The organism is Variovorax sp. UC122_21 (assembly GCF_044056785.1).
GTDB lineage: Bacteria > Pseudomonadota > Gammaproteobacteria > Burkholderiales > Burkholderiaceae_C > Variovorax.
Genome location: NZ_CP172003.1, coordinates 1,040,156 through 1,061,248 on the forward strand (window position 1 = coordinate 1,040,156; position 21,093 = coordinate 1,061,248).

The window sequence follows — 21,093 nt, forward strand, 5'->3', positions numbered from 1 at the left end:
TTATCTTCCGCCCGTGATATCGATGACAGCACCATGGACGTACGATGAGCGTTCCGACGCCAGCCAAAGCACAGCCTCAGCGACTTCGTCCACCGTGCCCGGGCGTTGCATCGGAATCGTAGGCGCAATGCTTTCGATGAGTTTTGCGCCTCCGAACTCATCGTGCATTTCGGTGACGATCACACCCGGTCGAAGGCTGTTGACCCGAACGCCCTGCGGCCCGAGCTCCTTGGCCAGCGCGATGGTCATGCCGTCCAACGCGGCTTTGGTGGACGCATAGTGAGCAAGTTCGGGCATACCGCCGTGCCGTGCCGCAGCCGATGAGATGTTCACGATCGATCCGCCTTCGCCTCCGCTGGTGCGGCTCATGCGCCTGACCGCTTCGCGGGAGCAGAAGAAGGCGGAAAACACGTTCGTCTCGAAGATCCGCTGCAGCCTGTCCTCGTCGATTGCATCGATAGCGCACCGGCTGCCGGAGATGCCGGCGTTGTTCACCAGCACGGAGACGCTGCCCAATGTCTGATCGACTTCGGCGAAAAGCTTCGCGGCTCCGGCACTGGTCGACACATCCGCGCAGACGGCAGCGGCCCTGCCTCCTTGGCGCGCAATATTTCGGACGAGCGCTTCCGCGCCATCACGATCACTGCGGTAGTTCACCGCGACCCCGTACCCCTCTTTCGCCCCGAGGAGCGCAATCGCGGCACCGATACCCCGGCTGGAACCGGTCACAACAAGCACTTTCGACACATTCGTTCCTTCAGAAGTTGACACCTGCAGCGCCCTTGAGGTGCAGGCGCTCGCGGGCCTCCTCGGCAGACGCGATCTCCAGCCCCAATCCTTCGATCAGCTTTCTCACGGCCCGGACCTGATCCACATTCGACTCAGCCAGCTTGCCGGGGCCAAGCCAGATCGAGTCCTCCAGGCCGACGCGCACATTTGCGCCCATCGTTGCCGCCTGCGCCGCCACTCGCATCTGCGCGGCGCCTGCTCCGATCACTGACCAGTGGTACTGATCGCCGAACAGCCGGTCGGCTGTCCGCTTCATGTGCATCACATCCTCCGGGTGCGTCCCCGCCCCTCCCAGAATGCCGAGGACAGATTGAATGAAGAGAGGGGCCTTCAACATTCCGCGGTCCAGAAAATGTCGAAGGTTGTACAGGTGCGCGGTGTCGTAGCACTCAAACTCGAAACGCGTGCCCGCCTCGGACCCCACCCCCAGGATGTGCTCGATATCTTTGAAGGTGTTCCTGAACACGAGGTCGCGGGTGCTCTCCAGGAACGGAGCCTCCCAATCGAACCTGAAGTTGCTGAAGCGCTCCAGCATGGGATACATGCCGAAGTTCATCGACCCCATGTTCAGCGAGGCGACTTCCGGCTTGAACTCGATCACAGGCCGAATGCGCTCGCTTACAGCCATGCCCGGCGCACCGCCCGTGGTGATGTTGATCACCGCGTCGCATCGCTCCTTGATCTGCGGCAAGAACTTGCCGAATGCTTCCGGCGACTGGTCCGGCCGCCCCGTAACGGGGTCTCGCGCGTGCAAGTGGATGATGGCGGCGCCAGCCTCGGCAGCGCCCACGGCTGCATCCGCGATTTGTTGGGGGGTGATCGGCAGGTGCGGCGTCATTGTGGGCGTATGCACGCCGCCTGTCACCGCGCAGCTGATGATTACTCGCTGTTGCTTCACAAAAGTAGTCTCCAGGACAGATGAATCACGCCCGCGTCGGGATCACGGGCAGAAGGACAGATGACGGGTGCGACGGGCCAGTGTGGATCGTTACCTTCCCCCCGAAAACTGACCGCGGACGGTCCCGCTCGTCGTCATGAACGAACGCTCCACAGCCTCGCATTTCGTGTGCGGGGTGCAACGCCATCACGGGTGGGCCCGCGTACTCGAAGTCCTTGCCACGGATGCTCAGCGCCAATCGGTAGCCCGGGGGGACGACGATGCTGGTCGGCCAGATCTCCACGTCGACTGGATAAACTTCGCCAGGCACGAGTGGAAGGATCTCGTCGTGCGCATGCCAGGGGCGCCAGGGTTTGGAACGATCCGCGTCCAGCTTCCGGTGCGACGCACGCAGCCACCCCTGCGCGATCGGCGTGTTAGGGTCGTTGGCGCCCTGGAAGGTGACCTCCTTCATGTCGGGCGTGAACAGGCGAACGGTGAGAAAGAGATCCGCGTCGGTGGTCTCGGAAGAAATGTAGAGGCGAGCTGCCAAGGGGCCCGTTACCTCGAGTTCACTGGTCGAGGGCGGCAGCATGAATACCAAGCCCGGCCCAAGGGCCTCGTAGGTGACGGAAGCGTTGTCCACCGGGACGGAGCTGCCAAGGGCCGCCTGCCCCGGCTCCAGGTAATACGGGGTCCATCGCGTGTCCGGAATGGGCCATGCCTGCTCCTTCCGAGCGACGAAACGGTCCACGTGCCGGATGTTCAGATTCACCGGAGGTTCGGCGTCCCAGCCGTTGTCAGCTCCTTTTAGGAAGTGATCAAAGAACCTCTTTTGCAGAGCGACCGAACTGGCGATGTAGAACGAAGACCAGTGATCGCCGCCATGCACCTCGAGCCACTTCTGCTTCGAGCTCGCTTGCGTGAACCCTTCGATATTGCCTCGCAGATGCAGGCCGAGCCCTCCCCAATTGCCCGCCGAGAGGAGCGGTACGTCAACGCAGTCCCATCGTCCCGACCGCGCCTCGAAATACGAGTCCGGGAGGGGTCGGCTCGTCAGTTCGTGCCCAAGGTCCACTCGGTTAGAGCGAAGAGTCTCGTCATCCAGTGTCTCCGGACCCGCAACCAGCTCACTTGTCACGCGACTGCGCGGCCCGCGGTCACCGGCGCCGTGCTGGACGTTCACGACCTGCGGTCCGTACCAGGACTTCCACAACGCCGTGCAAGGGATGCCACCGTGGCGCACTGCGTCCCGATAGATGTCGGCTGCACCTTCCCAGACACAGATCGCCGACAGCGACGGAGGACGGCGCGATGCAGTGAACCACTGGTTCACGCCGTAGTAGGAGATCCCGTTCATGCCGACCTTGCCGCTGCTCCATGGCTGTGCTGCAGCCCAAGCAATCGACTCGCAAATGTCGCTGATCTCTCGCTCTGACCAGGGATCCAACAATCCGGGCGAGCGACCGGCGCCGCGGCTGTCGATGCGGATGCACACATAACCATCGCACACCCATTTCTCGGGGTCGACCGTCTCCCAGTTCTGGTACCGGCCACTGGATCCCTCTGCCACATCGGGGTGGCTGCGGACCATGCCCTCCCAAGCAGCCGGATAGCCCTCCTGGAAGGCCAGTCCTTTGCCGTAGGGTCCATAGCTCAGCAGTACGGGATAGCGCCCTTCCTCCACCGGACGAAAAACATCGGCACGCAGAACCGTTCCATCATCCATCGTGATGGGGACGTCCCAGTCCACAACGATGGCGTCGATGATCGCGGCAGCTTCAGTCTCTTTCATTGGGTTCATTGCGTCGTCCTTTTTTGTCTTTCCATGCCGGCAAGAATAGGAATTGCATGCCCGCTCGGGAAATACTGTCGTGGCATGGCTGGCATGCCCTGGACAGTGGCGTGTATGCGATGGGCGGAAAGGCAAAAAAAAGCGGGCGACCAAAAGGTCGCCCGCTGTATTCGGACTCGAAACTCTCAAGTCTGGATGTTCAACGACCTGATGAGCGGCCGCCACTGCGCCTCGTCTGCCGCAACCTGACGCGCAAATTCCTGGGGCGTGCTCGGAGTCGGCTCTATCCCCCTCGCAAGCAACTTCGAACGCACGTCCGCGTCGCGCAGATAGTCGCTCGCGCATAGCGCCCATTGATCCAGCACCGAGCGAGGCGTCCCTTTCGGCGCAAACAACCCGAGCCACACCCCGAGTACCAATTTGAGTCCGGTCTCAGTGAGTGTCGGGACATCAGGCAACTGTGACAGGCGCTTGCTGGTTGCCACCGCCAGCGGACGAACCCTTCCAGCGTCGATGAGGCCGCCGGCTGACGCCACACTGTCCGCGAGAAAGTCGATTTCTCCGGCAACCAGCGCCTGCAAGGCCTGCGGTGTTCCCTTGTACGCGACAGGCGTCGCCTTCGCGCCAACGGTCCGCAGGTAGAGCTCGCCGATCAGGTGCGACATCGAGCCGGGCCCGATCGTGCCGTAGTTCAACTTGCCTGGATTTGCCTTGAGCGCTTCGGCAAGCTCCTGCGCCGTGTGGTACTTGGAATTGGCCGGCACAACCAGGAGCCCGTCGATCCGACCGATTCCCGTGAGCGGCTCAAAGTCGGTTGTCCCGCTATAGGGGGACTTCATGGTGACGGCGGGTCCCGTCACGATCGATGTCGTCGAGCCGTACAGCAGCGTGTAGCCGTCCGGTGCAGCTCGCTGGGCGAGCTGCGTGCCGATAATGCCGCTTGCGCCGGGGCGATAGTCCATGACGAGCGGCTGACCAGTCGCCTTCTGCATCGAGATGCCGATCTCTCGCGCTTCCGCATCCCCCGGCGATCCAGGGGGAAAGGGGAAAATGAGCGTTACCGGACGGTGCGGATAGCCGTTGCCGCCCTGCGCGCGCAGTTGGGTTCCCAGCATCGACGCCAGCGACCCGGCGATCATGTTTCGCCTGTTCATACGACTGTCTCCTCTAGTAGTAATTAGACTGGAGAAGAGGTTAGCAACGAGGCAATGGCGGCGGAAATGCTTTCTCGGCATGGCGACCATGCCGATCCCGGTGTCACGTCAAGGCAGGCGAGCAACGTCCGTCCCTGACGGGATGAACCCCTTCAGTCTGGCAAGTGGCCAGCGACCGCCTGATATCTGCTCATGGGCGACTTGCCGCAGCATGAGTTGCATGCGCTGGCCCGCAACGGACAAACCTTGTTCGCGGCCTTTTATCAGAAGCCAGGAGATCATCACGTCCTTGATGGGTGCCATGGAGATGGCACCACGCTCAAGCAGGTCGCTCCCGGAGCACACCGGCAGGGTCGTGAACCCCAAGCCCGATTCCACCGCCCTCAACACCAGTTGCCGAGTGTTGACCTCCATCGCAATGTTGAGGCGCAAATTCCGTTCGGCCATCGCGCTTTCCACGATCATGCGTCCCACATTCGGGCGGCTCATCGCAACCATCGGCCGATCGACAAGATCTTCCAGGGCCAACGGCTTGTCCATGGAAAGACCTGATTCGGCTGGGCCGATCAGACACATTGGCTCTTCGATGAAAGGGAAGGCCTCAAGACTGGCGAGGGGTTCCCCGGAGGCGACCACTGCCAGGTCGGCCCTGCCCTGTGCGACCATTGACCAGGCGTCGAGCACTCCGCTTGATCCTTCGAATACCCTCAGCAAGACGTTAGGAAAACTGGTCCTGAATCGCTGTACGACCGGAAACGCGAGCAACTCCGACATGGACGGAGGCAGCGCGATCGTGAGCTCACCGCTGGCGTCACCGGACCGATCTCGGACCTCGGAGCGGACCCGATCGAAATGGCGCAGCAGTTCGACGGCACTTCCGCGAAGACATTCCCCAGCCTCCGTAAGCGTGATACCACGTTCGGAACGGTGTAGCAGCGTCGCATCGAGGTCTTCTTCGAGCGAGCGCATCTGACGCGACAGCGCCGGCTGGGCGATGTGCAAGACCTCCGCAGCGCGCGTCACGCTGCCGAGTTCGGCGATTTGGAGAAAGTAGCGCAGTTGCCTAACGTTCATGGCTTCACAAGAGCCGTGCGTCGGTGGTACCGAGGGGCGGCATTGCGCGCTGGCGGCGCAACCTAAGACGGGGGCCGACTGCAGTTTACTCTGCAACAGCTGCAGCGTGCCCAGACCGTCCCCCCGTCAATCAAAGGTTCTGACTGGCGAAGCCATCGGCCGGGGCGCTGGCCAGGAATGCGCGAGCGATGCTGAGCTTTTGGGACCATCACAATTGTCCGCCGCGTGCGCGAGCTTCGAAGAGCGCTCCGATCCTTTCTGAGTCGGCGCACCCGGGGAACAGGCTGCCCCCTCCTCCCCCCTCCTCCCCCCTCCTCGCCGGTACCTAAGTCTCAGGAACAAGTCTCGCCGTACGCGCGGTTCAACCCGCGGATGCGACCGTCGCGAAGCTCCTCGCAAGCTCCGGCATGTTCGTCGCCGTCTTTGACCTCGCTCCGATCGCATGTCGCAACCTGCTCGCGCGCCGATGCCCGCGGCGCTGACGGCGGCTACTTCGCGGTGCGCCACGATGACGGCTCTTCGGGAGACGACACCCATAGCCCACCACTGACAGGAGTCCTCACCCTCAATTGTTAAGCTTTGCATATCGTCGACAAGTCTCGGAAGAAGTGCGACCCACGATCTCTTGCCCCGCCCAGCCAGCGCCATGCCCGCCCGCATTCCCCCCTCCAGATCAGCGCCTACACGGCCACCTCGGCCGTCGGCGTCGGCAAGGAGCCGCTTGCCGAAGCGCTCGAACATTCGCGCAGCGGCCTGCGCGCCAACGACTTCGGCCCCGCGCCGCTGCCGACCTGGATCGGCCGCGTCGACGGCCTCGAAGAGCTCCGCCTGCCCGATGCCCTCGCGCACTGGGACTGCCGCAACAACCGGCTGGCCTGGCTCGGCCTGCAAGCCGACGGCTTCCTCGAGGCCGTGGCCGAGGCGCGCGGGCGCCATGGCGCGGCGCGCATCGCGCTGATCCTCGGCACCTCGACCTCGAGCATCGGTGAGGCCGAGCTTGCTTATACCCAACTCGACGCCAGCGGCGCCTTTCCGCCCGCACAGCGACGCCCCAAGGTGCACACGCCGCATTCGCTCGCGATGTTCGTGCAGGAAGTGCTGGGCCTCGAGGGGCCGAGCGAGACCATCTCCACCGCCTGCTCGTCGAGCGCCAAGGTGTTCGCCTCGGCCGAGCGGCTGATCCGCCTGGGCCTGGTCGACGCGGCCGTGGTCGGCGGCGTCGACACGCTGTGCGGCAGCGTGCTGTTCGGCTTCAACTCGCTCGAGCTGGTGTCCGGCGGGCCGTGCCGGCCCTTCGATCCGGACCGCGACGGCATCAGCCTGGGCGAGGCCGCGGGCTTCGCGCTGCTCGAGCGCGCCGACGCGGCTTCCGCCACAGGATTGCAGCTGCTGGGCTACGGCGAGGCCAGCGACGCGCACCACATGTCGACGCCGCATCCCGAGGGCCTGGGCGCCGAGCGCGCGCTCGACGAGGCGCTGGCGCGCGCCGGCCTCGCGCCCGAGGCGATCGACTACATCAACATGCATGGCACCGCGAGCCAGAAGAACGACGAGGTCGAGGGCGCGCTGGTGGCGCGCCGCTTCCCGGCGCGCACGCATGCGAGCTCGACCAAGGGCTTCACGGGCCACACGCTGGGTGCCGCGGGCATCGTCGAGGCGGTGATCAGCCTGCTGGCGATCGAGCGCGGCCTGATGCCGGGCACGGTCAACTCGGCCGCGCTGGACCCGGGCTTCGGCCCGCAGATCCGGCTCGCGCCGGCGCACGGCGAGGTGCGCTACGCGCTCTCCAACTCCTTCGGCTTCGGCGGCAACAACTGCGCGCTGGTGTTCGGTAAGGCGGCGCAGGCATGAGCGCCGCCCCAGGCCGCCCCAAGCAAGCTCGGACCGCGGTGCGAAGCACGAAGGTACTTCCATGAGCACCACGCCGACGATCTACATCGAGGGCCTGGCCTTCTGGAGCCTCACCCGCTCGGCTGGGAGGCCGCGAGCGGCCTACCGCGGCGAGGGCGTGCTCGCCAGTCCGCCGACGCTGGTGCTCGAGGGGGAGACCACGGCGATCCACGGCTCTGGCTACTAAGCAGACGCTTGCACCTCGGCAATTCATGACATACGCCAGCTAAACTGTATTTAGCCAATTTGGGAATGTTCATGCTCAATGTCACCTCGGCCGAAGCACAAAATCGCTTCGGGCAACTGCTGGGCTCTGCTCAACGCGAGCCCGTCGCCATCACCCAACGCGGCCGTCCCGCGGCTTACATCATTTCTCCTCAAGAGATAAATGAATTGCAGGAAGCTCCCCGTGCACGCGGCGAGGAACGGATCCAGCAACAGCGCCATTGGGCCGATGCATGCGCTGACGGCTGGAACGCCGTACAGGCCCAGTGGGGCTCTTTCGCAGACGAACACTCGCCCCTCTGAGGCATGGCGCAGTTCGATCTGCATCGAAACAGCGGCGAACAACAGCGCGCCATCCCCTATGTCTTGGGAAACTACAGATAGGTGTCCACAAGGCCCACCTAGAGCGTTCGCGTGACTCTCAGGGCACCTCGATCAATCGACCGGAGGCCGCGCCCTGCGTCTAGCGCACACCGAACAGACGTGGCGCTCGCAATTAGCGCGAAGCATGGGTACGCCGATCCTGGCGTTCGACACCGACGGCAAGGACTTGTTCCCGTGACCTAGCGCTGCGCAGCTTGCAGGAAGTCGTCGTCGGAAAGAGTCTCAAACAGCGATCGAGCCGCCATCCACGAAGAGTTCAATGCCGGCAATGTAGCTGCTCTCATGTGATGCAAGGAACAGCACGGCGCGCGCGATCTCGTCTGGCTGACCCAGGCGACCGAGAGGCACGACCTGCTTCAGCATGTCTTCGACGCCCGGTCGCGAATCAAGGTAGCTACGCATCAGGCTGGTCTCAGTGCCGCCCGGCGATACCACGTTGACGCGGATTCCGCGCTCCTTCAGGTCGGCCGTCCAGGTTCGCGCGAACGAACGCACTGCCGCCTTGCTCGCGTTGTAGAGCGTTTGGTCGGGAAAGCCTTTACTGCCGGCGACCGAGCCGTTCAGGATGACTGCGGCGCCAGCAGTCATCAGTGGCAATGCCTTCTGCACGGTAAAAAGCACGCCACGTACATTCAAGTCGAATAGGCGGTCAAAGCCGGCTTCGTCAATCGTGCCCAGCGGGCGCGGCTCGCCCTCGGCGATGCCAGCGTTGGCAAACACAACATCCAGCTTGCCGCTCTCGCGCTGAATGCGCTCGTAGAGGCGATCGAGGTCGGTGAGGTTCGCGGCATCTCCCTGTACGCCGATAGCACCGTTGCCAATTTCCCGGACGGCGTCGTTGAGTCGCTCCTGTCTGCGTCCGGTGACGTAGACCCGCGCGCCCTCTGCGGCGAAGAGCTTGGCAGTTGCCAGTCCGATGCCTTCGCTGCCACCGGTAATCGCTACAACTTTGTCTATAAATCGCTTGCCCATGCGTACCTCATCTCTAAAGTGGAGTATTCCTCCACTTATTATATGGAGGAACCATCCACTTTTGAAGCGGAGCTATCATCCACTTGTAACCAAGACCGGATATGAAAGAAAGTCCTGCCACCGATGAGGCGCCACTACGCGCCGATGCAGCGCGCAATCGGGAGCGTATCCTTGCAGCTGCCGAAGAGGTGTTTCTCGAGCGTGGTGCTGATGCCTCGCTCGACGATGTTGCCAAGCGTGCGAAGGTGGGGGATCGGGACGCTTTATCGCCGCTTCCCGACGCGCGAGGCCCTGCTTGCCGCACTGAGCGATGAGCGCCTGTTGTCGCTCGCAGCGGCGAGTCGAGCCGCAGACCCTGCGCCCGAACCCACAGCCTCCATACGCGCTTTCGTTCGAGCGCTCGTGATGCATGCCAGCCACTATCACGGACTAGCTGCATCGCTGGGCGCGGTACTTAAAAGCGGCACTCCCGGCTGCAAAGCGGGGAGCGATGAGGGTCTGCGGCTGCTCCAGCGTGCGCAAGAAGCGGGAGCGATTCGCGAGGATCTGTCCCTGGACGATCTGTTGTGCATGGTCACGGCGATCTCTCTTGCTGTCGAGCAGTCCCACAGCGGAAAAGCGCGTATCGCGCACTTGGTAGATCTGTTCTTTGACGGAATTGGGTTGCACCGAGCTGACGATCAACTGCTCCCCGAAAAAGTCGCGAACTAACCGATCCAGTCCTGGACGTGCTCAAAATGGTGAGCACAACCGAATCTTCACGCTGGCGGTAATTCCGGGCGGGCGTTGATTTCGATCGAGTTGGTCGAGTGGCACTCTAGAAACAATCCCATTGAATCTCGACGGCGCATCATTGCGCCAGCAACTTCTTTTGCCGCGGCTCTTGTATCAGCCAGTCAGCTTCCTTGAATCAACATCCATCGCATGTTCACTTCCTCGTCGTGCAAGGTATGTAGCGGATAAATCTCGAGCCTGCATCCGAGCGCGCGTCTGAGGTGCCCCGTCGGCGCTGAACTCCGCACAGCAACCAGACCATCGCACCAATCGCATCAGCGGAAACGAAGTTGCCCGAGGTCGACCCCAGCCGAGGACATTCCGCGTGAAGGCTTGGCTCAAAGGTTCGAGAGCGATGCCGAGGCATTTTGAGGTGCCGCAGACGGTGAGTACTGCAAGCATGTCTGACGCCCGTAACTCCCGCAGGACCGAACCCTCGACAAAAGACGTGGTGACGTCTGGCCACTCCTTTTCATCGCAAAAGGTACACCATTACATCGACGAAAGTCGCCCTGCGCGGCGCATACAAGAAAAACTACGTGCGGATGCTCGTCCTCAAGCGCAGCTGTTCTGCCGCCCGGTGGAAGCTCCCTTGCTCCTGCACTGCGACAAATGCCCTCAGTACGAAATACTCGGCTTCTCGCATGGCGGGTCCCGCTGATGTGCGGCTGAGCATATCTGAGCGGAGATGAACCACGATCCTTGTGCCCCTTGAAGCCGCTGCCAAGGATATCGTGTCGTAGTTCCCTGGCCCAAGCTGCCCGAAGTACTTGCAGGCCTTACAGCAAGGCTTACAGAGAAGGCATCCAGGGCAACGGCGCCAAAGCCGCGGGATCGATGCCGCACGTCGATCACCGCCGCAAGCCCGCTGCACGACGCCTCGTCCAGCGCGTCCGGCGGATCACGGTGGCGGTCGACTGGCAGACCCAGGCATCCGAAGTTGCGGGCGATCTCCGCAAAGTCCCGCTGGATGAATTTGGTAGCAGTCCTGCATCCGCTCGCCATCGATCTGCGCCTTGCGCAAGCTCGTGAGTCCTTGCGCGAGGCAACCGTTGTTGTTGCCGACCATGATCGTGTTCAAGGCGCGCGATTTGCTCCTCGAATCGGGGGACGATGCCGAAGGCCTTGGGGTCGAGCGCCCCCTCGAGAGAGCTCTCGGCAAGCCGGCCGACGTCGACCGCGCAGATGGCTGGTGGGCTTCGGCCGGTTCCTGGAGAGCAGGCCGGCAGCTTTCTTCAAAGAGCGCTAGATGACGTCACGCGATGTGGCAAATGGGATTGCCACAGGCTCGCTGGAAGGACGTTCGCCACGCTCAATCGAGCAGTTCTTCCAACAGCCTGGCGCCATCGGTCCCACGCTTGCAACGGCTCCATAGCCGATCGAACAGCTGCACGTGCAGGTCGACAGCCTCCTTCGCGGAAGTGATCATCGCCACGCCCACGTCCAGGTTCGGCAATTCGCCGATCCGAAAGGGACTCGTGCCGAGAACCACCGCATCGGATTGGTAGAACAGCTGGAATGCCACGTTCGGCACCACGTTTTCAACCAGGCCGATCTGGATGCCCAGCGGTTCCGTGCGCATCAGCCTGGCCAGGTGTTCCACCTGGCGCTGAGCTGCCTGCCTGCGCTTCGCGACCGTGGCAGCCGGCAGTCCAAGGCGCCCGACCAAACCTAGGGTCAGCAGTCGCCGCAGCTCCTCGAGCGAATAGAGACAGGTGATCGACGGCGAGTGCTCGCGGGCCTGGATCCGACGCTGCCCGAGGGTCTCCAGCAGCGCGGTCCCGCGGTCGCTTCGGGCACCAGCGCGCACGCGGCTGACGGGCGCTTCCGCCTCCTCGATCATGAGTGCAAGGTACTCGTCGTACTCCTCGGTGGTCAACAGGTATGACAGCGGACTGAAGAGCGCGACGATGTGACTCGCATTCTTCTCGAGCTGCTGCATGCGTGCCTGGTAGCTCGCGGCGTTCGCGTGGTACTCGGCCCCCGCCCCGAGCAGCGAGGCCAGACTGGTACCGAGGATGGAGGCGATGTTCTGGATCACGTCGATCTTGACGATCTCCCCTTGCTCGATGCGATAGAGCGCGGCACGCGACACCCCCAGTCGCGCAGCGAGCTCGTCTGCGTTGTAACCAGCACCAAGTCGGTAGGCACGCACCCGCGCGCCGATGTCGGCCAAGTCAAAGGCCATACGGCTGCCTCGTTGTTTCAAAAATTAGACATCCGCTCATTATCGACCGTGTCGCTCCCCAGTGCGCGGCGCCTCTGCATCCAGGGGCGGGAGCCACGGCTGACACGCGACTCCCTAGGGATAGCCCTATGTGAGTCCAAAAGGTTTAGAACCAATAATTGGATATTGTCTCAAAATTTAGTCACTCTTGCAGCGGCATCCCCTCTCATGATCGAACACACGACGCCAGCCTCGCCGCGCTGGCGACAACGCCCACCCGGCTCCAACTGGGGCGACTTCGGCCCCGACGACCAGGCGGGCCGGATGAATCTGCTGACGCCGAGCAAGGTCCTCGAGGGCCTGGCGGAGGTGCGCGATGGGCGCACCTTCTGCCTGAGCCTGCCGCTCGATTTCCCCGGCGGCAACGTGCTCAACGAAAAGCGCCGGCCCCCGATCCTGCGTCCCACGCTGCGCAATGGCCGGCCGAACATGAACTACAAGATGTTCACGGAGCTGCTCAACCTGACCGACGTGCTCTGTGACGACCTGGCCGTGCTTTACCTGCAGTACTCCACGCAGTGGGATTCGCTGGCGCATGTCGGCCAGATGTTCGACGCGAACGGAGACGGGGTGCCGGTGCCTGTCTTTTACAACGGCTACCGTGCGCACATCGACATGATCGGCCCGGAAGACCCCGCGGATGCGGGGCCGCCGATCGCGGGCGTGACGCACTCCACTTCGCATGCCAAGGCGCTGGGCATCGAGAACATGGCCGAGCGCTGCGTGCAGGGCCGCGCGGTGATGATCGACCTGCGCGCGCACCTGGGCGACGACCGCGTGAACGTCGGATACGACACCCTCATGCGCATCCTGGATGCCGACCGCGTCGAGGTGGAGAGCGGCGACATGGTGTGCCTGCACACCGGTTACGCGCAGCGCCTGCTCGACATGAACCGGCAGCCGGATGCCGCGGTGCTGGACCGCAGTTGCGCGGTGCTGGATGGGCGCGACGAGCGGCTGCTGCAATGGATCACAGACTCGGGCCTGTCCGCCCTGATCGCGGACAACTACGCGGTCGAAGCCCAACCCGCGCGCGCCTTCGACGGATGCTGCGCGGCACTGCCGCTGCACGAGCATTGCCTGTTCAAGCTGGGCGTGCACCTGGGCGAGCTGTGGCACCTCACGCCGTTGGCCGATTGGCTGCGCGCGCGCGGGCGCAATCGCTTTCTGCTGACGGCGCCTCCCTTGCGGCTTCCCGGCGCGGTCGGCTCCCCGGCCACACCGGTCGCCACGGTCTGACGGCCCATGAACTACAAGTTCGACTTCAGCAGCGTCGCGGCATTCTGGCCGGACTTCCTGCACGGCGCCTGGCTCACGATCCAGCTCTCGTTCGCGGCCACGCTGCTAGGCTTCGTGCTCGGCTCGCTGTGCGCGATCGGCCGCCGCAGCCAGCTCGCGTGGCTGCGGCGCACCTGCGGCATCTATGTGGAAGTGATCCGCAACACGCCGCTGCTGGTGCAGGTCTTCCTCTTCTACTTCGGCTTCGCGAGCCTCGGGCTGACGATGCATGCCGCGGTCGCATCGCTGCTGGTCCTCGTGATCAACGTCGGCTCTTACACCACTGAGATCATGCGCGCCGGTTTCGAGTCGGTGCATCCGGGCCAGATCGAGGCCGCCGAATGCCTCGGCCTTTCGCGCATCCAGACCTACTGGTACGTGGTGCTCCAGCCGGCCATGGAGCGCGTCTACCCGGCCCTGACCAGCCAGTTCATCCTGCTCATGCTGGCCACCTCGATCATGTCGCAGATCTCGGCCGAGGAACTCACCGCCGTCGCGAACCGCGTGCAGTCGATGACCTTTCGCGCCTTCGAGACCTACCTCGTGGTCGCCTGCTGCTACCTCCTGCTGTCGCTCGCGATGCGTGCCGGGTTCTGGCTCCTGGGCCTCCTCATCTTCCCTCGTCGACGCAGGCTCGGCACCGCGATTTGAGTCGACCCGATGAACAACGAATTCAACACCAACCACCTGCTCTTCCTGCTCCACGGCGCAGCCTGGACGCTCGGCCTGTCGGCCACCGGCTTCGTGGGCGGCGGTCTGCTCGGGTTCCTCGTGGCCCTGGGCCGCATCGCGCCCAGCCGGCTGTGCCGCGGACTCGTGGGCATCTACGTGCAACTGATCCAGGGAACGCCGCTGCTGATCCTGATGTTCCTGGCGTACTTCGGCCTCGGCATCATGGGCTTCGACGTTCCACCGCTCGCGGCCGCCGGCCTGGCGATGACGATCTACACCAGCGCCTACCTCGGGGAGATCTGGCGCGGTGCGCTGCAGTCCGTGCCCCGGACGCAGTGGGAAGCCGCCGAGTGCCTGTCCTTCAGTGCCTCGCAGCGCCTATTCCTGATCATCGTGCCCCAGGCCCTGCGCATCGCCACGCCGCCAACGGTCGGCTTCCTCGTGCAGATCGTGAAGAACACCTCGCTGGCTTCGGTGGTGGGTTTCATCGAGCTCGCGCGGGCCGGCCAGGTCATCAACAACGCCCTGTTCGAACCCTTCCTGGTGTTCTCGATCATGGCGCTCCTGTACTTCGCACTGTGCTACCCGCTCTCGCTGTGGGCACACGCGCTCGAAACGCGCCTGCGCGTCGGTCGACGCGCCTCTCCTGGAACCTGAGACATGAACGACAACACAGCACTGGTTCGACTGGACCAGGTTCGGAAAAGCTTCGGCACGGCGAGGGTGCTCGATGGCGTGTCCTTCGACGTGCACCGCGGCCAGGTCGTGGCCATCATCGGCCGCAGCGGCTCCGGCAAGAGCACGGCGCTGCGCTGCATCGACCGCCTCGAGACCATCGATGGCGGCGAGATCACCGTGTGCGGCCAGTCGCTGAGCAGCGCCTCGCTGGACCTGCGCCGCCTGCGCCGCGAGGTCGGCATCGTCTTCCAGAGCTACAACCTCTTTCCGCACCTCACAGTGGCCCAGAACGTCTCGCTCGCGCTCAGGAAGGTGCGCGGCAAGTCCGCCGCCGAAGCCACCGACATCACCGATCGCGTGCTGCGCCAGGTCGGCATGCACGACAAGGTGCAGGCCTATCCCGAGCAGCTTTCGGGCGGGCAGCAGCAGCGCGTGGCCATCGCCCGGTCCCTGGCGATGGAACCGCAGCTGATGCTCTTCGACGAGGTGACCTCCGCACTGGATCCGCAATTGACGGGCGAGGTGCTGCAGGTCATGGAATCGCTCGCCAGGCGCGGCATGACCATGATCCTCGTGACCCATGAGATGGCATTTGCCGCCAAGGTGGCGGACAAGATCGTCTTCATGCATGCCGGACGGGTGCATGAGATGGGCGGCGCGGACATCCTGGCCGCACCCGCACACCGGAGCTCGCGCAATTCGTCGGCAACGGACTCTGACCTGCACCGTCCCTCTTTTCTTCCCCATCCACATCCACATCAGGAGACATGACCATGATCAAGCCAACCCTCGGGCGCATCGCGCTGGCTTTCTCGCTACTGGCCGCCGCGGGCGCAGCACAGGCCGATCTGCTCGACAACATCAAGCAGGCCAGGAAGCTGCGCGTCGCCATCGAGCTGGCGCTGCCGCCCTACGGCATGACCAACGACAAGATGCAACCCTACGGCTCCGATGTGGAGACCGCGCAGCTCCTGGCGAAGGACCTCGGCGTAGAACTGGAGATCGTTCCGGCCACCGGTCCCACACGCATCCCGTTCCTGCAGACCAACAAGGCGGACCTCGCGATCGCCACGCTGTCGATTAGTCCCGATCGCCAGAAGGTAATCGACTTCTCCGTGCCGTACTCGGTCGTGCAGATCGTGGTCGCCGCGCCCAAGTCGATGAACATCAAGAGCTATGGCGACCTCGTCGGCAAGAAGATCGCCATCACCCGCGGCAACGTGCAGGAGATGGAGCTCGTGCAGAAGGCCGTGGGCGCGCAGATCGTGCGCTACGACGATGACGCGACGCTGGTGACCGCCGGCGTGAGCGGGCAGGCGCCGATCGTTTCCACCGCGACCACCCTGCTGCAGGCGATCCAGACCAAGGCGCCCGGCAGGGAACTCGAAACCAAGTTCGTCGTGAAGGAGTTCAACCTGGGCATCGGCATGCGCAAGGAAGAACCCAAGCTCCTGGCGTGGATCAACGACTGGGTCAAGGTTAACCGCGCCAATGGCAAGCTCAACGAGATCTTCAAGAAGTATCACCACAGCGAACTGCCGCCGCTGCCCGCGCAATGAGCGCCGTTCACGAACTGCGCATCTACCACTGCGCCCAGGGTCGCCTCGCGGCACTGCACCGACGCTTCGAGGAAGCCACGCTGCCGCTGTGGCGCCGCCACGGCATCGAGGCGGTGGGTTTCTGGACCACCGAGGTCGGCCCGAGCAACCAGGCGCTGACGTTCATGATCCGCTGGGACAGCCTGGCCGCGCGCGAACGCATCTGGAGCGCGTTCTCCAACGATGCGGAATGGCTGGCCGCGCGGGAGCGCTTCGAGTCCGAAGGGCCCATCGTCGCGCGCATCGAGAACCAGTTGCTCGTTCCCACGCGCTACTCGCCGCTGCAGTGAGGACCAGCGAATGACTGATCGCCATGGCCTCGCGCCGACTGCCTCGTTCTCGGCCGCGCCGCGTGTGATACGACTGCATCCCGAAGACAACGTGGTGGTCGCGCTCGACCAGCTGCTGTCGGGCACGCTCGTGCGCGGCGAGAACGTGGTCGTCTCCGGACTGGTTCCGCCCGGCCACAAGATGGCAACCCGCGAGATCGCCGTGGGCGAGGTCGTGCGCCGCTATGGCCAGATCATCGGCTTCGCCAGCGTGGCGATCCGCGCGGGCCAGCATGTGCATACGCACAACGTGACGATGGGCGAGTTCAGCCGCGACTACGCGCACGCGGCCGAGACCCGGGCCACCCCGGCCGCCTCGCAGCCAGCCACGTTCCAGGGGATCGTGCGCAAGGACGGGCGCGTCGGCACCCGCAACTACATCGGCATCCTGACGACGGTCAATTGCTCCGCCACCGTTGCGCGGGCCATCGCCGACCGATTTCGCCGCGACATTCATCCGGATGCCCTGGGCGCCTACCCCGACATCGACGGCGTCGTGGCGCTGACTCATGACGCGGGGTGCGCCATCGATGCGAAGGGTGAAGGCCTGCGGATCCTGCAACGCACGCTGGGAGGCTATGCCTGCCACCCTAACTTCGCCGCGGTGGTCGTCGTCGGACTGGGCTGCGAGACCAATCAGATCTCCAAGCTGCTGGCCAGCCAGGGATTGACGCATGACGATCGCGTGCACAGCTACACCATCCAGGACGTGGGCGGGACCACGAACGCCGTCGAGCGCGGCGTGGGTCTGGTGCGCAGCCTCCTGCCGTCGGCCAACGCCGTGCAGCGGCAGAGCGTTCCCGCGAGCCATCTGGTGGTGGGCTTGCAGTGCGGCGGCTCGGACGGTTATTCCGGCATCTCGGCCAACCCGGTGCTGGGTGCCGCCGTGGACCTGCTGGTACGGCATGGCGGCACCGCGATCCTGTCGGAGACGCCGGAGATCTACGGAGCCGAGCACCTGCTCACGCGACGCGCGCGCGCGCCGGACATCGGCCGCAAGCTGGTGGCGCGCATCCAGTGGTGGGAAGAATTCTGCGCGCGCAACGGCGCGGAGATGAACAACAACCCGTCCGCGGGCAACAAGGCCGGCGGGCTCACCACGGTCCTCGAGAAATCGATGGGTGGCATCGCCAAGGGCGGAACGACCTCGCTCAACGAGGTCTACGAATATGCGCAGCCGGTCGCCGCCAAAGGGCTGGTCTTCATGGACACCCCGGGCTACGACCCCGTGTCCGCCACCGGGCAGGTCGCCGGCGGAGCGAACCTGATCTGCTTCACCACCGGCCGCGGCTCGGCCTACGGTTGCGCGCCATCGCCGTCGATCAAGCTCGCGACCAACACCGCCCTGTGGGAGCGGCAGGCCGACGACATGGACTTGAACTGCGGGACCGTGCTGTCCGGCGAGCGCTCGATCGCCGAGCTCGGCGAGGAGCTGTTTCGCATGATGCTGTCGGTTGCCTCCGGGGAGCGCTCGCGCAGCGAGCAGCACGGCTATGGCCAGAACGAATTCGTGCCCTGGCAGATCAGCGTGGTCACCTAGGCGCCGGCTGCATTCCTTACTTCAGCCATCTTTCTCGAATTTTCCGAATACCGATCGAATGGAACGGCATGACGCTTGATCCTGTTTCCTCCCCGCCCCTGACACTTGCAGCCTCCGCAGTGCTGCCGGACGACGGCTACGCAGGCACCCTCGTCGGGCGCGCCTGGCTGACCGGCGAGGTGCCCGGTCCCGCGGTGGTCGCGATCCGCGCTGACGGGGTCTATGACCTGTCGAGCGCCTTCCCGACGATGTCCACCTTGCTCGATGCCGACGACCCGGCACGGCGGGTGCGCGAGACCGCCGGATCGCGCATCGGAAGCCTCGAGGAACTGCTGTCGAACAGCGTCCACCCTGGATGCGACATGCGCCGCCCCTACCTTCTGGCGCCATGCGACCTGCAGGTCATCAAGGCCGCGGGCGTAACGTTCGCGGCCAGCCTGATCGAGCGCGTGATCGAGGAGCAGGCCGGGGGCGATCCATCGCGCGCGGAAGAGGCCCGCGCGCAGGTGCGCGAGACCGTCGGCGACGACCTGTCGCTCATCAAGCCCGGCTCCGAGCAGGCCATGGCGCTCAAGCGCCTGCTGCAGGAACGTGGCGTGTGGTCGCAATACCTCGAGGTCGGCATCGGCCCGGACGCCGAAGTGTTCACCAAGGCGCCGGTACTGTCCGCCGTCGGCACGGGCCAGGAGATCGGCATCCGCAGCGACTCGGCCTGGAACAACCCGGAGCCTGAAGTCGTGCTGGCAGTCAGCAGCCAGGGTGCGATCGTTGGTGCCACGCTCGGAAACGACGTCAACCTGCGCGACATCGAAGGTCGCAGCGCCCTCCTGCTTGGAAAGGCCAAGGACAACAACGCCTCGTGCGCGATCGGTCCGTTCATCCGGCTCTTCGACGCATCCTTTGGGCTGGATGCCGTTCGTGGCGAAACGGTGCATCTGACCGTGCGAGGGCCCGAGGGTTTCGAGCTGGCTGGCATCAGCTCAATGTCGCAGATCAGCCGAGATCCGCTGGACCTGGTGGCGCAGACCATGGCGGCTCACCAGTATCCCGATGGCTTCATGCTTTTTCTCGGCACCTTGTTCGCCCCCATTCAGGATCGTGCGCAGCCAGGCAGCGGCTTTACCCACCATGTCGGCGACGTGGTGAGCATTCGCAGCGCGCGACTGGGCGAATTGCGCAATCGCGTCGCTCACAGCGAGGACGCGGCGCCATGGCGGTTCGGCCTGCGCGCCTTCATCGCCAACCTCGCGCGCCGCGGACTCCTCGCCCACGATCTTTGAAGAAACGAAGAAGCATGCAGAACCACGACAACCTGATCGGCGGCGAATGGCGCGCCGGCGCGAGCTACAGCCCCAACGTCAACCCCAGCAACCTCGGCGACGTGCTGGGCCACTACACCCAGGGCGACGCGAGCCATGTCGAAGCGGCCGTGGCCGCCGCCACCGCCGCCTTCCCGGCCTGGGCCACGGGCAGCGTGCAGGCACGCTCCGACGCGCTCGACAAGATCGGCAACGAGATCCTCGCGCGCAAGGAGGAACTCGGCACGCTGCTCGCGCGCGAGGAAGGCAAGACCCGCGCCGAGGGCATCGGCGAGGCCACGCGCGCGGGCCAGATCTTCAAGTTCTTCGCTGGCGAGTGCCTGCGCCTGTCGGGCGAGCTGCTGCCCTCGGTACGCCCCAACATCGGCGTGGAGATCACGCGCGAGCCCGTGGGCGTGGTCGGCCTGATCACGCCGTGGAACTTCCCGATCGCCATTCCCGCCTGGAAGATCGCGCCCGCGCTCGCCTTCGGCAACTGCGTGGTGCTCAAGCCCGCCGACCTGGTGCCGGGCTGCGCCTGGGCGCTGGCCGAGATCATCAGCCGCTCGGGCATTCCGGCCGGCGTGTTCAACCTCGTGATGGGCCGCGGCAGCGTGATCGGCGATGCGCTGGTCAACCACCCGGGCATCCATGCGATCAGCTTCACCGGCTCGGTGGGCGTGGGCCGCAACATCGCGGTGCAGTGCGTGAAGAACGGCAAGAAGGTGCAGCTCGAGATGGGCGGCAAGAACCCGCAGGTGGTGCTCGACGACGCCGACCTCGCGCAGGCGGTGGAGCTGAGCACGCAGAGCGCCTTCTACTCGACCGGCCAGCGCTGCACGGCCTCGAGCCGGCTGATCGTCACCGAAGGCATCTACCCGAAGTTCATCGCGGCGATGAAGGAACGCATGGCGAAGATCAAGGTCGGCGACGCGCTCGCGCAGGGCACCGACGTGGGCCCGGTGTCCTCGAAGTCGCAGCTCGAGCAGGACCTGGAGTACGTCGATATCGGCAAGGCCGAGGGCGCGGTGCTGGCGGCCGGCGGCGAGCGCCTGAAGCTCGACACCGACGGCTACTACATGTCGCCGGCGCTGTTCAGCGAATCGGCCGCGGCGATGCGTATCAACAAGGAAGAGATCTTCGGCCCGGTGGCGAGCGTGATCCGCGTGAAGAACTACGAGGAGGCGCTGGCCACGGCCAACGACACCGAGTTCGGCCTGTCGGCGGGCATCGCGACCACGTCGCTCAAGTACGCCACGCACTTCAAGCGCCACAGCCAGGCCGGCATGGTGATGGTGAACCTGCCGACCGCGGGCGTGGACTACCACGTGCCCTTCGGCGGTCGTAAGGGTTCGAGCTACGGCCCGCGCGAGCAGGGGCGCTATGCGCAGGAGTTCTTCACCACGGTGAAGACGGCGTACACGCTGGCCTGAAGAGCCAAGTAGCCGCGAGTCGAGGTCGCTGTAGCGCGAGCGCGCGAAAGCGCTGAGAGCGCACCCGAGCGTCGACCTGCGCGCGGGAATTGCCCAGGCATGCCTC

Annotated in this window: 20 protein-coding genes and 1 pseudogene; 14 read left to right on the top strand and 7 right to left on the bottom strand. The window is 64.6% G+C overall.

Annotated elements, in window-relative coordinates; translation table 11 throughout:
* The 5 genes from ACHMXE_RS05320 to ACHMXE_RS05340 form a co-directional block, all read right to left on the bottom strand.
* Positions 1–747 (bottom strand): SDR family oxidoreductase, encoded by a 747-nt coding sequence (locus tag ACHMXE_RS05320; protein WP_203206425.1) that lies wholly within the window; start codon positions 745–747, stop codon positions 1–3.
* 10 nt (positions 748–757) lie between these two features.
* Positions 758–1,627, bottom strand: coding sequence for a 3-keto-5-aminohexanoate cleavage protein (locus ACHMXE_RS05325; protein ID WP_395347140.1), 870 nt, complete (start codon positions 1,625–1,627; stop codon positions 758–760).
* An 85-nt stretch (positions 1,628–1,712) separates the two neighbouring features.
* Entirely contained in the window at positions 1,713–3,470 is a 1,758-nt protein-coding gene (locus ACHMXE_RS05330) for a CocE/NonD family hydrolase (RefSeq protein WP_203206423.1), read from the bottom strand.
* A 176-nt stretch (positions 3,471–3,646) separates the two neighbouring features.
* On the bottom strand, positions 3,647–4,615 hold the full coding sequence (locus tag ACHMXE_RS05335) for a tripartite tricarboxylate transporter substrate binding protein (RefSeq protein WP_203206422.1): 969 nt from the start codon (positions 4,613–4,615) through the stop codon (positions 3,647–3,649).
* Positions 4,616–4,723: 108 nt separating this feature from the next.
* On the bottom strand, positions 4,724–5,689 hold the full coding sequence (locus ACHMXE_RS05340; protein ID WP_203206421.1) for a LysR family transcriptional regulator: 966 nt from the start codon (positions 5,687–5,689) through the stop codon (positions 4,724–4,726).
* A gap of 672 nt (positions 5,690–6,361) precedes the next feature.
* Between ACHMXE_RS05340 and ACHMXE_RS05345 the strand changes: the two genes are divergently transcribed.
* The 3 genes from ACHMXE_RS05345 to ACHMXE_RS05355 all read left to right on the top strand — a co-directional run bounded on the left by ACHMXE_RS05345 (position 6,362) and on the right by ACHMXE_RS05355 (position 8,107).
* Entirely contained in the window at positions 6,362–7,540 is a 1,179-nt protein-coding gene (locus ACHMXE_RS05345; protein WP_395347438.1) for a beta-ketoacyl-[acyl-carrier-protein] synthase family protein, read from the top strand.
* 61 nt (positions 7,541–7,601) lie between these two features.
* Complete coding sequence (locus tag ACHMXE_RS05350; RefSeq protein WP_203206419.1) at positions 7,602–7,766, top strand: hypothetical protein; 165 nt, start codon at positions 7,602–7,604, stop codon at positions 7,764–7,766.
* Positions 7,767–7,837: 71 nt separating this feature from the next.
* The gene (locus tag ACHMXE_RS05355) at positions 7,838–8,107 is read left to right on the top strand and encodes a type II toxin-antitoxin system Phd/YefM family antitoxin (RefSeq protein WP_203206418.1); all 270 of its coding nucleotides are present in this window, start codon (positions 7,838–7,840) and stop codon (positions 8,105–8,107) included.
* A 303-nt stretch (positions 8,108–8,410) separates the two neighbouring features.
* Here ACHMXE_RS05355 and ACHMXE_RS05360 read toward each other — a convergent pair whose 3' ends face one another.
* Positions 8,411–9,160 carry a glucose 1-dehydrogenase gene (locus ACHMXE_RS05360; RefSeq protein WP_203206417.1) on the bottom strand — a complete coding sequence of 250 codons (750 nt, stop codon included), beginning with the start codon at positions 9,158–9,160 and terminating at the stop codon, positions 8,411–8,413.
* A 101-nt stretch (positions 9,161–9,261) separates the two neighbouring features.
* On the opposite strand from ACHMXE_RS05360, the gene ACHMXE_RS05365 reads away from it, so the two are divergent.
* Complete coding sequence (locus ACHMXE_RS05365) at positions 9,262–9,474, top strand: TetR family transcriptional regulator (RefSeq protein ID WP_395347141.1); 213 nt, start codon at positions 9,262–9,264, stop codon at positions 9,472–9,474.
* Positions 9,475–9,565: 91 nt separating this feature from the next.
* Positions 9,566–9,871 (top strand): hypothetical protein, encoded by a 306-nt coding sequence (locus ACHMXE_RS05370; RefSeq protein WP_395347143.1) that lies wholly within the window; start codon positions 9,566–9,568, stop codon positions 9,869–9,871.
* A 1,375-nt stretch (positions 9,872–11,246) separates the two neighbouring features.
* Here ACHMXE_RS05370 and ACHMXE_RS05375 read toward each other — a convergent pair.
* Positions 11,247–12,122 carry a helix-turn-helix domain-containing protein gene (locus ACHMXE_RS05375; protein ID WP_203206415.1) on the bottom strand — a complete coding sequence of 292 codons (876 nt, stop codon included), beginning with the start codon at positions 12,120–12,122 and terminating at the stop codon, positions 11,247–11,249.
* A 207-nt stretch (positions 12,123–12,329) separates the two neighbouring features.
* Here ACHMXE_RS05375 and ACHMXE_RS05380 point away from each other — a divergent pair, with 207 nt between their 5' ends.
* From ACHMXE_RS05380 to ACHMXE_RS05420, 9 genes and pseudogenes are all read left to right on the top strand, one after another.
* Positions 12,330–13,400 (top strand): cyclase family protein, encoded by a 1,071-nt coding sequence (locus tag ACHMXE_RS05380; RefSeq protein ID WP_057595193.1) that lies wholly within the window; start codon positions 12,330–12,332, stop codon positions 13,398–13,400.
* Between the two features lie 6 nt (positions 13,401–13,406).
* The gene (locus ACHMXE_RS05385; RefSeq protein ID WP_057595192.1) at positions 13,407–14,090 is read left to right on the top strand and encodes an amino acid ABC transporter permease; all 684 of its coding nucleotides are present in this window, start codon (positions 13,407–13,409) and stop codon (positions 14,088–14,090) included.
* A gap of 9 nt (positions 14,091–14,099) precedes the next feature.
* Positions 14,100–14,768: an amino acid ABC transporter permease gene (locus ACHMXE_RS05390; RefSeq protein WP_057595190.1), complete on the top strand. Its 669-nt coding sequence runs from the start codon at positions 14,100–14,102 to the stop codon at positions 14,766–14,768.
* 3 nt (positions 14,769–14,771) lie between these two features.
* Positions 14,772–15,508, top strand: a pseudogene (locus tag ACHMXE_RS05395) (amino acid ABC transporter ATP-binding protein).
* A gap of 54 nt (positions 15,509–15,562) precedes the next feature.
* Complete coding sequence (locus tag ACHMXE_RS05400; protein ID WP_209542305.1) at positions 15,563–16,348, top strand: transporter substrate-binding domain-containing protein; 786 nt, start codon at positions 15,563–15,565, stop codon at positions 16,346–16,348.
* Positions 16,345–16,677, top strand: coding sequence for an NIPSNAP family protein (locus tag ACHMXE_RS05405; RefSeq protein ID WP_203206412.1), 333 nt, complete (start codon positions 16,345–16,347; stop codon positions 16,675–16,677). Before ACHMXE_RS05400 ends, ACHMXE_RS05405 begins: the two co-directional genes overlap by 4 nt.
* 10 nt (positions 16,678–16,687) lie before the next feature.
* Complete coding sequence (locus ACHMXE_RS05410) at positions 16,688–18,256, top strand: UxaA family hydrolase (RefSeq protein WP_395347146.1); 1,569 nt, start codon at positions 16,688–16,690, stop codon at positions 18,254–18,256.
* 68 nt (positions 18,257–18,324) lie between these two features.
* A complete protein-coding gene (locus tag ACHMXE_RS05415) occupies positions 18,325–19,536 on the top strand; it encodes a fumarylacetoacetate hydrolase family protein (RefSeq protein WP_203206410.1) in 1,212 nt (403 codons plus the stop codon).
* A gap of 14 nt (positions 19,537–19,550) precedes the next feature.
* Positions 19,551–20,987: an aldehyde dehydrogenase family protein gene (locus ACHMXE_RS05420; RefSeq protein ID WP_395347148.1), complete on the top strand. Its 1,437-nt coding sequence runs from the start codon at positions 19,551–19,553 to the stop codon at positions 20,985–20,987.
* Positions 20,988–21,093 lie beyond the last annotated feature (106 nt).

Coding starts and splice junctions, on each gene's coding strand:
- ACHMXE_RS05360 (WP_203206417.1), bottom strand. CDS start 9,160: ATGGGCAAGCGATTTATAGACAAAGTTGTAGCGATTACCGGTGGCAGC.
- ACHMXE_RS05390 (WP_057595190.1), top strand. CDS start 14,100: ATGAACAACGAATTCAACACCAACCACCTGCTCTTCCTGCTCCACGGC.
- ACHMXE_RS05420 (WP_395347148.1), top strand. CDS start 19,551: ATGCAGAACCACGACAACCTGATCGGCGGCGAATGGCGCGCCGGCGCG.
- ACHMXE_RS05405 (WP_203206412.1), top strand. CDS start 16,345: ATGAGCGCCGTTCACGAACTGCGCATCTACCACTGCGCCCAGGGTCGC.
- ACHMXE_RS05350 (WP_203206419.1), top strand. CDS start 7,602: ATGAGCACCACGCCGACGATCTACATCGAGGGCCTGGCCTTCTGGAGC.
- ACHMXE_RS05385 (WP_057595192.1), top strand. CDS start 13,407: ATGAACTACAAGTTCGACTTCAGCAGCGTCGCGGCATTCTGGCCGGAC.
- ACHMXE_RS05370 (WP_395347143.1), top strand. CDS start 9,566: ATGCATGCCAGCCACTATCACGGACTAGCTGCATCGCTGGGCGCGGTA.
- ACHMXE_RS05355 (WP_203206418.1), top strand. CDS start 7,838: ATGCTCAATGTCACCTCGGCCGAAGCACAAAATCGCTTCGGGCAACTG.
- ACHMXE_RS05400 (WP_209542305.1), top strand. CDS start 15,563: ATGATCAAGCCAACCCTCGGGCGCATCGCGCTGGCTTTCTCGCTACTG.
- ACHMXE_RS05375 (WP_203206415.1), bottom strand. CDS start 12,122: ATGGCCTTTGACTTGGCCGACATCGGCGCGCGGGTGCGTGCCTACCGA.
- ACHMXE_RS05340 (WP_203206421.1), bottom strand. CDS start 5,689: ATGAACGTTAGGCAACTGCGCTACTTTCTCCAAATCGCCGAACTCGGC.
- ACHMXE_RS05415 (WP_203206410.1), top strand. CDS start 18,325: ATGACGCTTGATCCTGTTTCCTCCCCGCCCCTGACACTTGCAGCCTCC.
- ACHMXE_RS05325 (WP_395347140.1), bottom strand. CDS start 1,627: ATGACGCCGCACCTGCCGATCACCCCCCAACAAATCGCGGATGCAGCC.
- ACHMXE_RS05410 (WP_395347146.1), top strand. CDS start 16,688: ATGACTGATCGCCATGGCCTCGCGCCGACTGCCTCGTTCTCGGCCGCG.
- ACHMXE_RS05330 (WP_203206423.1), bottom strand. CDS start 3,470: ATGAACCCAATGAAAGAGACTGAAGCTGCCGCGATCATCGACGCCATC.
- ACHMXE_RS05335 (WP_203206422.1), bottom strand. CDS start 4,615: ATGAACAGGCGAAACATGATCGCCGGGTCGCTGGCGTCGATGCTGGGA.
- ACHMXE_RS05365 (WP_395347141.1), top strand. CDS start 9,262: ATGAAAGAAAGTCCTGCCACCGATGAGGCGCCACTACGCGCCGATGCA.
- ACHMXE_RS05380 (WP_057595193.1), top strand. CDS start 12,330: ATGATCGAACACACGACGCCAGCCTCGCCGCGCTGGCGACAACGCCCA.